The following is a 12806-nucleotide window of genomic DNA, read 5'->3' on the forward strand; positions in this document are numbered from 1 at the left end:
ATCCTTCCCCGGAAATCTGGACGTTTTTCGTTCAGTACGACCGCGATACGCTCGCGAAGGCAAAAATATGCTCTCCCCCGACAACTGAACATTTACCATTTTAGAATTCTCTGAATGTCGCTTATCAGCAATCGCTGATGTTTTTGTGAACCAGAAGAGTGAAGTACCGGCCATGGCGTCGCAAACCGAAAATGCAGATCTGAAGAACCGTCTTCGCTTCCTGGGATTGGACGACAAGGGCAGGGAAACTCTGCGAAGACTTGGACCGCTGATCCGCAAGAACATCGGCGGTGCACTCGAAATCTTCTACGACAAGATCCGCAAGGTTCCAGAGACCGCCGCTTTCTTTCGCAACGACGATCATATTAAGGGTGCCAAGAAGCGTCAGGAAGAACACTGGGGCATCGTCGGCACCGCAGACTATACGGATAGCTATGTCGAGGGTGTCACCAAGGTCGGCAAGGCCCATGCGCGCATTGGCCTCGAGCCACGCTGGTATATCGGTGGTTATGCGCTCGTTCTCGAGCAACTCGTGCATGCGGTCGTTCGCGAACGTTGGCCGAGCCGTTTCGGTCGGCGCAATTCCGAGCAGCTCGCGGAGGAGATTTCCGTCGTGGTCAAGGCTGCCTTGCTCGACATGGACTATTCCATCTCCGTCTATCTGGCGATCCTGGCCGAGCAGCGTCAGGCTGCGGAAGACGCCCGGCTGAAGGCGGAAGCCGAGCAGGCAACGGCGCTCGCAGCCCTGCGCGGCGCACTCGGCAAGCTGTCTGCCGGCGATCTTGAAGCCCGGCTGCCGAACGATCTGCCGGCCAATTTCGCGCAGATGGCCGAGGACTACAATGCGTCGGTCGATGCCCTGCGCGCTACGATTACGACCGTGCGCCATTCTGCCGACGAAATCTTCAAGTCGACGACTGCGATTTCCGATGCCACCGATGATCTCGCACAGCGCACCGAGCAGCAGGCGGCGGGTCTCGAGGAAAGCACTGCCGCGCTGCACGAGCTGACCCAGAATGTCACCTTGACCGCCGATGGCGCGAAGGAGGCTGCCACGGTCGTCGGTGCTGCCTTGACGGAAGCCCGCGTCTCCGAAGAGGTTGTCTCCCGCGCTGTCACCGCCATGGGGGCCATCGAGAAATCCTCCGACGAGATTTCCAAGATCATCGGCGTCATCGACGAGATTGCCTTCCAGACCAACCTTCTGGCGCTGAACGCCGGCGTGGAGGCTGCCCGTGCGGGTGAGGCCGGGCGTGGCTTCGCGGTCGTCGCGCAGGAAGTTCGTGAGCTTGCGCAGCGTTGCGCCAACGCCGCCCGCGAGATCAAGAACCTGATCTCGCAGAGCTCGACACAGGTCGAAGCTGGTGTCGGCCTCGTCAACAATGCTGGCGATGCACTCGGCAAGATCATCGTCCGCATCGGCGAGATCAACGACATCGTCGGCAAGATCGCGCTTGCCGCAGCCGACCAGTCCGGCGGCCTGCGCGAGGTCAACACGTCAGTTCAGTCGATGGATCAGATCACCCAGCGCAACGCCGCCATGGTCGAGGAAAGCTCGGCCCAGACCGCGACGCTGATGGAAGAGGCCGGGCGCCTCGTCCAGGCGCTGCAAGGTTTCAAGACGAGCGGAAGCCGCACGCAGACGTCGAACCCGGGTAGCAACTACCGCATGGCCTCGTAATCCGGCCCTTGCCCGTCACGGTCGCGCGGAAACCGCGCGACTGTTTAGAAACTGTTCAGCAAACCGTGGCAGTTCTGACTGATACCAGCCAAACCGAAAGTCTTCGTCACATCATGACCTCGAACACTCAGAACGACCTCACCGAACGTCTTGAATTCCTGGAGATCGATCAGAAGACGCGCAACACGCTCGCCGAGCTTCGGCCTTCGATCAAGGAGGTCCTGGGCGGGGCATTGGATAAGTTTTACGCCAAGGTTTCAAAGACCGGGAAGACCGCCGCGCATTTCCGCGATGGCGCCCATATGAATGGCGCAAAGAGCGCCCAGATCGGCCATTGGGACAAGGTCGCCAGTGGCAACTTCGATGAAAACTACGTGCGCGGGGTCACGGCGGTCGGCAAGGCCCATGCCCGTATCGGGCTCGAGCCACGCTGGTATATCGGCGGCTATTCGATGCTGGTTGGCGAACTACTGGCCGGCATCCTGGTCAAGCACTGGCCTTTCCCGTTCGGCAAACAGCATGCCGCCTCGCTCGCCGACAAGATGCGCGCCGTGGTCAAGGCCGCCATGCTCGACATGGACTATTCGATTTCCGTCTACCTGGAAGAGCTGGAAAGCCGGCGCCGGGCGCTCGAGGAAGAGCGTGCCCGTTTTGAGGCCGATCAGGCGATCGCCATGGAGCATCTGCGTCGTGGCCTGGAATCGCTGGCCCAAGGTGACTTCGAAGCCCGCATGACCACGGACCTGCCTGAGAACTTCAAGGAGATGGCAGGGCATTACAACGATACGGTCGATCGCCTGAACGTTTCCTTTGCCGCGATCCGCCGCGCCTCGGAAGGCATTCTGAGCGGAACCGATGCGATCGCTCACGCCTCGAGCGAACTGGCGAGCCGCACGACCCGCCAGGCCAGCGGCGTGCAGGAAAGCTCCACCGCCTTGCAGCAGCTGTCCGTCAGCGTCAGTCAGACGGCAGCCAATGCCGAGCGTGCCTCGCAGGAAGTGCGCGATACGCAGCAGCAGGCGAAGACGTCAGGTACGGTCGTGTCGAAGGCTGTCTCCGCCATGGATGCGATCGAAAAGTCCTCCACCGAGATCTCCAAGATCATCGGGGTGATCGATGAAATCGCCTTCCAGACCAATCTGCTCGCGCTGAACGCCGGCGTTGAGGCAGCACGCGCTGGCGATGCCGGCAAGGGTTTTGCCGTGGTCGCCCAGGAAGTCCGCCAGCTTGCCCAGCGCTCAGCCGATGCGGCGAAGGAAATCAAGCAGCTGATTTCCCAGAGCTCCGCCCAGGTGAAGGAAGGCGTCGGTCTCGTTACTGGCACCGGTGAAGCCCTGACCGACATCATCACGCGCATCGATGCGATCGACACTTTCGTCTCCGACATCGCGACCGCGGCCAAGGACCAGGCGATCGGCCTCAATGAAGTGAACCAGGCGACCCGCAACATGGATCTCCTGACCCACGAGAACAGCGACATGGTCGAGCGCACGTCGGACGAGACGCGCCGCCTGCGGGCCGAGGTCGCCGGTCTCGTCGAGCAGTTGTCTCAGATCCGCACCCGTGCCGACGCAGCCCCGCAGGGGCGTCGCATGATGGAACGACGGGTCGCCTGATCCAGCTCAGAATCGGAGAAACGGAAGCGTTTTTTCCGTTTCCTCCGTGGGGAAGTTGCGCTAAGGGAGGCCATGACCATCAAGCCTCTCATCATCCTGCCCGATCCCCTGCTGCGTCAGGTATCCGCGCCCATCGAGCGCTTCGATGCCGAGCTCGAGCAGTTGATCGATGACATGCTCGAAACCATGTACGAAGCGCCGGGCATCGGCCTTGCGGCGATCCAGGTCGGCGTGCCGCGCCGTTTGCTGGTGATCGATCTCGCCAAGGAAGGCGAAGAGCCGGCGCCTCTCGTCTACATCAATCCGGAGATCCTCAAGAGCTCGGACGAGCGCTCGGTCTACGAAGAAGGCTGCCTGTCGATCCCCGACTATTATGCCGAGGTTGAACGTCCGGCCTCGATTACAGTGAAGTCGGTCGGCCGCGACGGCAAGGAGACGGTGACCGAGGCCGACGGCCTGCTCGCCACTTGCCTTCAGCATGAAATCGACCATTTGAACGGCGTGCTCTTCATCGACCACATCTCCCGCCTGAAGCGCGAGATGGTGATCAAGAGGTTCACCAAGGCCGCCCGTCAGAAGATCTGATATCGAGCAAATCTAGCAAAAGTGCGAAGCGGTTTTGCGTCCGGAATTGCGTATAAACAAAATGATAGAGCATTGACGGCGCTCCGTTTTCGCCGGAAATGCTCTGGGCGTAGTTTAACCCGCGCTTGAAGGCTGACAGAATGGCACTTCGCATCATCTTCATGGGCACGCCGGACTTTTCCGTCGCGACCCTGAAAGCCTTGCATGCGGCAGGCCACGAGATCGTCGCCGCTTACTCGCAACCGCCCCGTCCGGGCGGTCGCCGTGGCCTGGACCTGCAGAAGTCGCCGGTGCATCAGGCGGCCGAAGACCTCGGCATCGAAGTCCGCCACCCCCTGAATTTCCGCGATCCGGCCGACCGTGATGCCTTTGTCGCGCTTGAGGCCGATGTCGCGGTGGTCGTTGCCTATGGCTTGCTGTTGCCGGAGGCGATCCTCAACGGCACGCGTCTCGGCGCCTATAACGGCCATGCCTCCCTGCTGCCGCGCTGGCGAGGGGCTGCCCCCATCCAGCGCGCCATCATGGCCGGCGATGCCGAGACCGGGATGATGGTGATGAAAATGGACAAGGGCCTCGACACGGGCCCCGTAGCACTCACACGCAAGGTTGCGATCGGTCCCGACATGACCGCCGGCGAACTGCACGACGCTCTGAGCTTGGCCGGCGCCGAAGCCATGGTCGAGGCAATGGCGGGGCTGGAAGCTGGAACACTCGTAACCGTCTCCCAGGCCGAAGACGGTGTGCTCTACGCGGCAAAGATCGACAAGGCCGAGACCCGCGTCGACTTCGCCCGTTCGGCAACTGAGGTCCACAACCATATCCGCGGCCTCTCGCCCTTCCCGGGCGCCTGGACCGAGATCGAGGTCAATGGCAAGCTCGAACGCGTCAAGCTCCTCGCCTCGCATCTCGCCGAGAAGGATAAAGTGTTGGCGGCTGCCGGCACGGCCCTTGACGAGCACCTGACGATCGCTTGCGGTACGGGCGCAATCAGCCTCGTCCGCCTCCAGAAGGCCGGCGGCAAGGCACTGAACGCCGAAGACTTCCTGCGTGGCACCCCACTCCCCAAGGGCACGGTGATCGCCTGATGCCCCGCTTCCGGATGACCGTCGAATATGATGGCTCGGCCTATGTCGGCTGGCAGCGCCAGGACAACGGCCACTCCATCCAGGCCGCCCTCGAACAGGCGATCCTGTCTTTGACCAGCGAGACTGTCGTGATCCGGGGCGCAGGCCGCACCGATTCCGGTGTCCATGCCATGGGCCAGGTCATCCATGCAGATCTTTCCCGCGCCTGGGAGCCGCACAAGCTGCGCAACGCGCTGAACGCTCATCTTGCCATGGCGTCGGAACAGGTCGCCGTAATCGATGTGCAGGCCGTACCTGATGAGTTCGACGCCCGCTTCTCGGCGCTCCGCCGGCATTATCTCTACCGCATCATCACCCGCCCGGCGCGTCTCGCGCTGGAGGACAAACGTGCCTGGTGGGTGCCGAAGCCGCTCGATCACGAGGCGATGCATGCGGCGGCGCAGCAGCTTGTCGGTCACCACGACTTCACCACCTTCCGCTCTGCCCATTGCCAGGCGAAGAGCCCAGTCCGCACGCTGGATCGCCTGGATGTCACGCGCTCCGACAATCTCATCGAGATCCGCGCCACGGCCCAGAGCTTCCTGCACAATCAGATCCGCTCCTTTGCCGGCACGTTGAAGCTCGCGGGCGAGGGCAAGATGACACCGGCCGATGTGCGCGCTGCACTCGAAGCCCGTGATCGGGCAGCCTGCGGGCCGGTCGCGCCACCGGAAGGACTGTTCTTCATGGCTGTGGACTATCCCGGCGACGAGCCGTTCAGCGGCTGAGGCTCAAGGCTCAACCCGGATAGACGCCGAGATAGCGTTCCAGCACCTCGGCAATGATCATGGCGGGCACGAGCAGGATCAGAACGATGGTTGAGACCATCAGCAACTGGTCGCCGACGATCATGCGTATGATGCGGAAGAGCGCCGCGATGACGGTGATCATCAGCAGAAACCACAACAGCGCCACGAGGCCTGCCAGGCCGGGCAGGAACATCATCAACAGGACCAGAAGGCCGTAGGAATAGGAGACCGGCAGAGCAAGCCAGTTGATCGCCACGACCATCGATGCGTATTTCTCGCCGATCCCGACCATCCAGCAGAGAATGCCAAGCAATATCAGCGGAAACAGCCAGTTGGAGGCCTCGACCAGCGCCAGGCGGAAGAAGAACAGGGCGCCTGTCTCCGTCCCCTCCGGCAGGCCCTGGAGATAGAGCAGCCGCCACCAGGCAAACGAGATCAGGATCGCGGGCAGCGCCCAGAGCACGGCCCAGAAAGAGCGCATCGCGCCGCGGTCGGTCAGGTCGAGATAGGAGAAGCCTGACGGATCCTGCTTGAACAGCAGCCAGAGGCCCCTGAGATAGAACTCGACCTCTCTAAGCGTCGGCATGGGCGAACCACTGTTCGATGAAGGTCTGGTAGATCACGGTGAGCGTTTCCAGATCCGAAACGGCAACCCTTTCGTCGACCATGTGCATGGTCTGCCCGACAAGGCCGAATTCGACCACCGGGCAATAATCCTTGATGAACCGGGCATCCGATGTGCCGCCGGTGGTCGAGAGCTTCGACGTCTTGCCCGTTACCGTCTCGATTGCACCCGACAGCGAGGCGATCAGCGCGTTGTTGCGCGTCAGGAAAACATGGCTCGGACGCTCCGACCAGACGATATCGTAGCCGATCGCAGCGCGATCCGGGCGCAGCTCGGGATCCACAGCCGCAGCTTCGAGCCGGCGAATGATCTCGGCCTTGACGCTGTCGGCGGTCCAGACATCGTTGAAGCGGATGTTGAACTTGAAGCGAGCGGATGCCGGGATGACATTCGTTGCCGCATTGCCGACATCGATGGTGGTCACTTCGAGGTTGGACGGTTGGAAGTTTTCCGTGCCCTGATCGAAGGCCGGGTACATCAGGCTTTTCGCCAGCGACAGCGCCCCGCGCACCGGATTGTCGGCGAGATGCGGATAGGCCGCGTGACCCTGCACGCCCTTCACCGTAACGGTGCCCGAAACCGAGCCCCGCCGGCCGATCTTGATCATGTCGCCGAGTGCATCGGGATTGGTCGGCTCACCGACCAGGCAGGCGTCCCAGCGCTCGCCACGCGTCGCCGCCCATTCGAGCAACTTCACCGTGCCGTTGACGGCGGGTCCTTCCTCGTCGCCGGTGATCAGCAGCGAGACCGAGCCCTTCGGCAGCTTGCCGGCTTCGACCAGCCGCGCATAAGCCGCGATGAAGCAGGCGATCCCGCCCTTCATATCAACAGCGCCACGGCCATAGAGCATTCCGTCACGAACGTCGCCCGAGAACGGGCCAGCGCTCCAGTCGGTCTCGGCACCAACGGGCACGACATCGCTATGGCCGGCAAACATCAGATGCGGTCCATCAGATCCGGCCCGGGCATAGAGGTTCTCGATATCAGGCGTGCCCTCGTCGCTTGCGACCATACGATCGACCTTGAAGCCGAGAGGCGAAAGGAGGCCTTCCAGCACATCAAGCGCGCCGCCTTCGGCGGGCGTGACGGACGGGCAGCGGATAAGGGCCTGGAGGATATCGACGGGATTGGTAGCGGTCATGAAAACTTTTACGGGATTGACCGAGTGCCGGTTCAGCCCGGCCGTCGGTGCCTTGAGAAGATAAGGCAGACTTAGCCGATCCGCCGGAGCCTGTCACCCACCACGCGCCCCGCTCAGGTCGAACGCATATCAGGACCCGGTCCATAGCGGTTGTCATCCTCGACCGAGGGCCAGACACAGAGCGCGAAGAAGATGATCAGTGAGAACGCAGGCATGATCAGGAGCGCCGCCACCACGCCCGGCATGCCGATATCGTGCAGCCTCTTGGTGCCGAGCATCAGCAACGACAGGAGGGAGAGCGAAGCAGAGGCGAGGAAGAGCGAGAGGAAGCCGGGTGCGACCTGCTCGTCTGATTGCCCGGTGACGAACGCGATCACGGCCGCGTTCGTCATCATCCAGAAAAGGGTGCCGAGGATGAAGATGCGCCGACCGATGCGCCCGTCCCATAGGAAGAGCGCCCAGCCGACGGTCGTCTCACGCCCCGGCTCCGCCATCAGGGATCAGTCGCGGAGCAGTTCGTTGATGCCGGTCTTCGAGCGGGTCTTTTCGTCGACGCGCTTGACGATGACGGCGCAGTAGAGATGCGGCGCGGCCAAGCCGTTTGCCATGACGGCATTGCCCGACGGCATGGAGCCGGCAACGACGACGGAATAGGGCGGCACTTCGCCATACATCACTTCGCCGGTGGCACGGTCGACGATCTTGGTCGACTTGCCGATGTAAACGCCCATGCCGAGAACCGAGCCTTCGCGGATGATGCAGCCTTCGACGACTTCCGAGCGGGCACCGATGAAGCAATTGTCCTCGATGATCGTCGGGCCGGCCTGCAGCGGCTCAAGCACGCCGCCGATGCCGACGCCGCCGGACAGATGCACGTTCGCGCCGATCTGGGCGCAGGAGCCGACCGTCGCCCAGGTGTCGACCATGGTGTTTTCACCGACATAGGCGCCGAGATTGACGAAGGACGGCATCAGGACGACGCCCTTGGACACGTAAGCCGAGCGGCGGACGACGGCGTTCGGCACGGCGCGGAAGCCGGCCGAGCGGAATTCGCTCTCGCCCCAGCCTTCGAACTTCGACGGCACCTTGTCCCACCAGGTGGAAGCACCCGGACCGCCCTTTACGACTTCCATGTCGTTCAGACGGAAGGAGAGGAGCACGGCCTTCTTCAGCCACTGATGCACGGTCCAGGTCCCGTCTTCGCCACGGGCTGCGACACGAACCTGGCCGCTGTCCAGGAGGTTGAGCGCTGTTTCGACCGCGTCGCGGATCTCGCCCGTGGTGGTGGTCGAAACCGTATCGCGGTTGTCGAATGCCGCTTCGATGACGTGTTCGAGCTGGGCGAGATCGGAGGCGCTCATCTGAATTCCTTAAACTTCGTTGTCTACCGTGGGGATGGAACCGATCAGGATCTGATCGAAAATTCGCGCAAAGCTCTAGCGCATAAAGGGCTGGAAGAAAACAGCCGTGGGAGCTCTGCGCTTTGGAAAGGAAGAGGCATGGCACGGTGGAAGAATGGCAAGCACAGACGCAAGGACGGATCCTGGGATCCGCTGAAGGATAGCTCGACCGACAAGCAGACGGCTGAAGTCATTCCGCGCACGCCGCAATCGGCGTCTTCGTCCTATACGCTTGCCTATGTCGACGATGAATTCCTCTGCCGCGAGGAACTTCGGCCGGTGCGTCTACAGCTCGAATTGCTGAAGACGGAAATGATCCTCACCGAACGAAACATCAAGTCGACGGTCGTCATGTTCGGCGGCGCCCGCATCCCCGCGCCCGGCGAAGCTGCCTGGGCGGCGAAGAACGATATCCAGAAGAAGAACCTGGAAGACGCTTCGATCTATTATGAGGAAGCCCGCAAGTTTGCTCAGCTCTGCTCTGAGCATGCACAACACAGCGACTACCAGGAATATGTGGTCGTGACCGGCGGGGGCCCCGGTGTCATGGAAGCTGGCAATCGCGGGGCTCAGGAGGTGGGCGCCCCCTCGATCGGCCTCAACATCGTCCTGCCGCACGAACAGGCGCCCAACCCCTATGTCACGCCAGAGCTCAGCTTCAACTTCCACTATTTCGCCATCCGCAAGATGCATTTCCTGATGCGTGCCAAGGCGATCACCATCTTTCCAGGCGGCTTCGGCACGCTGGACGAATTTTTCGAGACGATCACGCTCATTCAGACCAAGCGTATGGCGCCGATCCCGCTGATCCTTTTCTCCCGCGCCTTCTGGGAGGACATCATCAACTTCGAGGCGCTCGCCGCCTTCGGCACGATCGCCCCTGACGATCTAGAGCTTTTCCAGTTCGCCGAAACGGCCGAAGAGGCCTGGAAGATCATCGCTGATTTCTATGATCTGAACGACGAAGCGGCCCCATGAGGGGCCGCCGTCAGTTGATTTGGTGATGTGATCGCGCAATCAGCGCATCATGACCGGCCGCTTCGGCATATCTTCGGCGCTGATGACGCCGTCATTGTTACGGTCCATCCGGGTGAACATCCGGTCGGCCATGGCGGTCGCTTCCGCCTGGCTGATCTGGCCGTTCTCGTCGGTATCGGCCACCCGCATCATCCGGCCCTCGCCGCGCATGCCGTCTCGGCCACCGCGATCCCCGCCGCGATCGGCGCGCTCGTTGTGCCAGCCATGGCGCTTGCCTTCATGTCCTTTGCCGTCATGGCCTCGGCCATCCCGACCGGGACCGTCGCCGTTCATGGCTTGCTCCTGCGGTGCGCCACCCTGGGGTGGGGTGGACGCATCGGCCTTGGCGGCTTCGCGTTCCGCCTGGCGCTCGGCCCGCATGGCTTCCCGGGCCGCCTTGTGCTCTTCGCGCATCGCTTCCCGATGCTGGCGCATCTCGCCAGGGATGAGCACGCCGTCCTTGTCGGCATCGATGGCGGTGAACATTGCGTTGCCCGCAGCCGTCGCTTCTTCCTTGCTGATCTTGCCGTCCTTGTTGGTGTCGTGCTGCTGCAGCATCTGCACGAACATCACTTCCGGACCGCCACGGCGCTCGCCGCGGTCCTGCGCAAAGGCGCCGCCGGCGGTCGTGCCGATGAGCAGGGAGGCTGCCACGGCGGCCAGCGTCAGGGTCTTGCCGTTCATTGGGATATCCTTTCAAGTGTCTGCTTCGATGGGATAACCGTAACGGCGGCAAGGCTCAGGCCCTACTTAACTCTCGGTAAGCTGCATGAAACTTTCGTAAGCTTGTGCTCACGCTGCATCGGAGAGCAGCCGCTGCAGGAAGCTGGTGAGATCGTCAGTGAGGTAGTCGACGATATCGGCATCGATATGCTCGACCCGCTCCCAGGTCTCAAGGATCGCGGTGTCGAGATTACGGGGCACGAGCAGCACCGTCTTCATGCCGAGTGCCTTTGGCACCATCAGATTGCGCGGCAGGTCTTCGAACATCGCGGCATGTTTCGTGTCGATGCGGTTGAGGCTCGCAAACTTGTCGTAGGTCGCGCCTGCCGGCTTCGGTACGTAATCGGCAGCGACAATGTCGAAGATGTCGTCGAAATGGTCGAGGATGCCGAGTGCCCGGGCCGCCGCTTCCGCATGCGCAACCGTGCCGTTGGTGAAGATGAATTTGCGGCCCGGCAGCCGCTTGATCGCAGACCCCAGGACCTCGTCGGGGAGAAGCGCCGAATAGTCGATCGCATGCGCCCTCTCGAGAAACGCGTTCGGATCGACCTTGTGATGCAGCATCAGCCCGGCAAGCGTCGTCCCGTGTTCGTGGTAGTAGCGCTTCTGCAGAAGCTTCGCCTCGGCCGGCTCCAGCTGCAAAAGCTCGGACACGAAGGCGGTCATGTTCGTATCGATCTGCGCGAAGAGGTTGATGTGATGCGGATAGAGCGTGTTGTCGAGGTCGAAGACCCAGTCGCGCACATGGGAAAAATCGGCGGGCGAGGGGATCTTGGCTGGCGTGTTCATCAGGTCCTCTTGGGCAGTGCGAAAGGCCTGACGACATCAGGCGCGTTGCCTCTAATTAGCATTGGTCGCCGCTTCGGGAAGTGCTATCTGGAAAAGATGGGAAAGAAGATGGCGATTTCTGCAATGGAGCGGGTCGTGGTCCTGCAGGACCGCAAGCGCCTGCCCGCGCGTTTTCATCCGGTCAGCGCCGGTACGATTCGCCAGCGTCAGGCGTGAGCCGCAGGACCTGAGGCGTAAGCTCAGGCAAGACCTCCCCCCTTTCCGATTTCCTACCGCAAGCCGACATCCCTGCGCTGCGGCTCTTCTGGACGCTCTCCCATGGAACTTTGGGCCCTCATCACGGTTTGCAGCGCCTTCCTGCAAAACCTGCGCTCGACGCTGCAAAAACACCTTAAAGGCCGGATGGGCACAACAGGTGCCACCTTCGTCCGCTTTGGCTTCGGCCTGCCCTTCGCCTTCCTCTATCTCGCCATCCTGCATCTTGGCCTCGACCGTCCGCTGCCGGTGCCGGGGCTGACCTTTGCGATCTGGGCGGTCATCGGGGCGCTCGCGCAGATCACCGCCACCTTCCTGCTCGTGCACCTCTTTTCGTTCCGAAACTTCGCCGTCGGTACCGCCTATTCGCGCACCGAACCCGCGCAAGCGGCTTTGCTGGCGCTTCTTCTGTTCGGAGAGACGATCGGCTTGGGCACGGCCGCCGCAATCCTCGTCTCGATTCTTGGTGTCATGCTGATTTCCGTGGCGCGTACGGCCTTCACGCCCATGAGCCTCGTCACCTCGGTTGGAAGCCGTACGGCACTCATCGGCCTCGCCTCCGGTTTCTTCTTCGGCGTCTCCGCGATCGCCTACCGCACCGCCTCACTGTCACTGGCCCCGAGCCTGCCCGCGCCGGATGCCATGGTGCAGGCCGGCTACACGCTTTGCGTCGTCATCACGATCCAAACCCTGTCGATGTTTCTTTGGATGGCTTGGCGTGATCGGACAGAGCTGACCCGCGTCCGCGCTGCCTGGAAGGTCAGCGCCCTCGTCGGTTTCGTTGGCGCCACGGCCTCCTTCGGCTGGTTCACGGCTATGACGCTGCAGCAGGTGGCGGTGGTCAAGGCGCTCGCCCAGGTCGAGATGCTGTTCACCTTTGCGTCGTCGGTGCTGTTCTTCAAGGAGAGGATCAACAGGCTGGAGATTGCGGGATGCGTGCTGATTGTGTTCGGGGTTTTGTTGCTGGTGCTGGTGTGAGGGGGCGATACCCCTCTCCCCCTTGTGGGAGAGGTTGCAAAATCGAGGGCCTAGCCCGATCAGGGCTAAACCTCAGATTTTGTTGGTGAGGGGATCGGTTCCGTTGCCACGACATCACGGACC

13 protein-coding genes are annotated in these 12806 nt (G+C 62.1%); 7 read left to right on the forward strand and 6 right to left on the reverse strand.

The annotated features are described in order from the left end of the window. Positions 1 to 172: 172 nt before the first annotated feature. The 5 genes from GH983_RS00240 to truA all read left to right on the forward strand — a co-directional run bounded on the left by GH983_RS00240 (position 173) and on the right by truA (position 5734). Complete coding sequence (locus GH983_RS00240; RefSeq protein WP_153761313.1) at positions 173 to 1681, forward strand: globin-coupled sensor protein; 1509 nt, start codon at positions 173 to 175, stop codon at positions 1679 to 1681. 113 nt (positions 1682 to 1794) lie between these two features. Continuing rightward, a complete protein-coding gene (locus GH983_RS00245) occupies positions 1795 to 3297 on the forward strand; it encodes a globin-coupled sensor protein (RefSeq protein ID WP_153761314.1) in 1503 nt (500 codons plus the stop codon). 72 nt (positions 3298 to 3369) lie between these two features. Beyond that, positions 3370 to 3882, forward strand: a complete 513-nt coding sequence (def, locus tag GH983_RS00250) for a peptide deformylase (protein ID WP_153761315.1) — start codon at positions 3370 to 3372, stop codon at positions 3880 to 3882. A 140-nt stretch (positions 3883 to 4022) separates the two neighbouring features. Further along, positions 4023 to 4967: a methionyl-tRNA formyltransferase gene (gene fmt / locus GH983_RS00255; RefSeq protein WP_153761316.1), complete on the forward strand. Its 945-nt coding sequence runs from the start codon at positions 4023 to 4025 to the stop codon at positions 4965 to 4967. Then, a complete protein-coding gene (gene truA / locus GH983_RS00260) occupies positions 4967 to 5734 on the forward strand; it encodes a tRNA pseudouridine(38-40) synthase TruA (protein ID WP_153761317.1) in 768 nt (255 codons plus the stop codon). The genes fmt and truA overlap by 1 nt, the downstream gene beginning before the upstream one ends. Positions 5735 to 5744: 10 nt before the next feature. On the opposite strand, the gene GH983_RS00265 is transcribed toward truA, so the two are convergent. From GH983_RS00265 to dapD, 4 genes are all read right to left on the reverse strand, one after another. Continuing rightward, positions 5745 to 6341 (reverse strand): hypothetical protein, encoded by a 597-nt coding sequence (locus GH983_RS00265; protein ID WP_153761318.1) that lies wholly within the window; start codon positions 6339 to 6341, stop codon positions 5745 to 5747. After that, a complete protein-coding gene (gene dapE, locus GH983_RS00270) occupies positions 6328 to 7521 on the reverse strand; it encodes a succinyl-diaminopimelate desuccinylase (protein ID WP_153761319.1) in 1194 nt (397 codons plus the stop codon). The genes GH983_RS00265 and dapE overlap by 14 nt, the downstream gene beginning before the upstream one ends. Before the next feature lie 113 nt (positions 7522 to 7634). Next, positions 7635 to 8015, reverse strand: coding sequence for a DUF805 domain-containing protein (locus tag GH983_RS00275; protein WP_153761320.1), 381 nt, complete (start codon positions 8013 to 8015; stop codon positions 7635 to 7637). 6 nt (positions 8016 to 8021) lie between these two features. After that, the gene (dapD, locus tag GH983_RS00280; RefSeq protein ID WP_054149118.1) at positions 8022 to 8882 is read right to left on the reverse strand and encodes a 2,3,4,5-tetrahydropyridine-2,6-dicarboxylate N-succinyltransferase; all 861 of its coding nucleotides are present in this window, start codon (positions 8880 to 8882) and stop codon (positions 8022 to 8024) included. A 138-nt stretch (positions 8883 to 9020) separates the two neighbouring features. Between dapD and GH983_RS00285 the strand changes: the two genes are divergently transcribed. Further along, complete coding sequence (locus GH983_RS00285; protein ID WP_054149117.1) at positions 9021 to 9899, forward strand: LOG family protein; 879 nt, start codon at positions 9021 to 9023, stop codon at positions 9897 to 9899. Between the two features lie 39 nt (positions 9900 to 9938). Here GH983_RS00285 and GH983_RS00290 read toward each other — a convergent pair whose 3' ends face one another. Both GH983_RS00290 and GH983_RS00295 read right to left on the reverse strand, forming a co-directional pair. Further along, a complete protein-coding gene (locus GH983_RS00290) occupies positions 9939 to 10622 on the reverse strand; it encodes a calcium-binding protein (RefSeq protein WP_153761321.1) in 684 nt (227 codons plus the stop codon). A 108-nt stretch (positions 10623 to 10730) separates the two neighbouring features. Then, positions 10731 to 11450 (reverse strand): pyrimidine 5'-nucleotidase, encoded by a 720-nt coding sequence (locus GH983_RS00295; RefSeq protein ID WP_153761322.1) that lies wholly within the window; start codon positions 11448 to 11450, stop codon positions 10731 to 10733. 318 nt (positions 11451 to 11768) lie between these two features. Between GH983_RS00295 and GH983_RS00300 the strand changes: the two genes are divergently transcribed. Next, positions 11769 to 12683, forward strand: a complete 915-nt coding sequence (locus tag GH983_RS00300) for an EamA family transporter (RefSeq protein WP_153761323.1) — start codon at positions 11769 to 11771, stop codon at positions 12681 to 12683. The last annotated feature ends 123 nt before the right edge of the window (positions 12684 to 12806 follow it).

Origin of the sequence: Agrobacterium sp. MA01 (assembly GCF_009650195.1) — a bacterium.
Lineage (GTDB): Bacteria > Pseudomonadota > Alphaproteobacteria > Rhizobiales > Rhizobiaceae > Allorhizobium.

What these genes read in the sequence shown, in the direction of transcription:
- GH983_RS00265 (WP_153761318.1), bottom strand. Translation starts at nt 6,341, where the DNA reads ATGCCGACGCTTAGAGAGGTCGAGTTCTATCTCAGGGGCCTCTGGCTG.
- fmt (WP_153761316.1), top strand. Translation starts at nt 4,023, where the DNA reads ATGGCACTTCGCATCATCTTCATGGGCACGCCGGACTTTTCCGTCGCG.
- def (WP_153761315.1), top strand. Translation starts at nt 3,370, where the DNA reads ATGACCATCAAGCCTCTCATCATCCTGCCCGATCCCCTGCTGCGTCAG.
- GH983_RS00285 (WP_054149117.1), top strand. Translation starts at nt 9,021, where the DNA reads ATGGCACGGTGGAAGAATGGCAAGCACAGACGCAAGGACGGATCCTGG.
- truA (WP_153761317.1), top strand. Translation starts at nt 4,967, where the DNA reads ATGCCCCGCTTCCGGATGACCGTCGAATATGATGGCTCGGCCTATGTC.
- GH983_RS00290 (WP_153761321.1), bottom strand. Translation starts at nt 10,622, where the DNA reads ATGAACGGCAAGACCCTGACGCTGGCCGCCGTGGCAGCCTCCCTGCTC.
- GH983_RS00295 (WP_153761322.1), bottom strand. Translation starts at nt 11,450, where the DNA reads ATGAACACGCCAGCCAAGATCCCCTCGCCCGCCGATTTTTCCCATGTG.
- dapD (WP_054149118.1), bottom strand. Translation starts at nt 8,882, where the DNA reads ATGAGCGCCTCCGATCTCGCCCAGCTCGAACACGTCATCGAAGCGGCA.
- dapE (WP_153761319.1), bottom strand. Translation starts at nt 7,521, where the DNA reads ATGACCGCTACCAATCCCGTCGATATCCTCCAGGCCCTTATCCGCTGC.
- GH983_RS00300 (WP_153761323.1), top strand. Translation starts at nt 11,769, where the DNA reads ATGGAACTTTGGGCCCTCATCACGGTTTGCAGCGCCTTCCTGCAAAAC.
- GH983_RS00240 (WP_153761313.1), top strand. Translation starts at nt 173, where the DNA reads ATGGCGTCGCAAACCGAAAATGCAGATCTGAAGAACCGTCTTCGCTTC.
- GH983_RS00275 (WP_153761320.1), bottom strand. Translation starts at nt 8,015, where the DNA reads ATGGCGGAGCCGGGGCGTGAGACGACCGTCGGCTGGGCGCTCTTCCTA.
- GH983_RS00245 (WP_153761314.1), top strand. Translation starts at nt 1,795, where the DNA reads ATGACCTCGAACACTCAGAACGACCTCACCGAACGTCTTGAATTCCTG.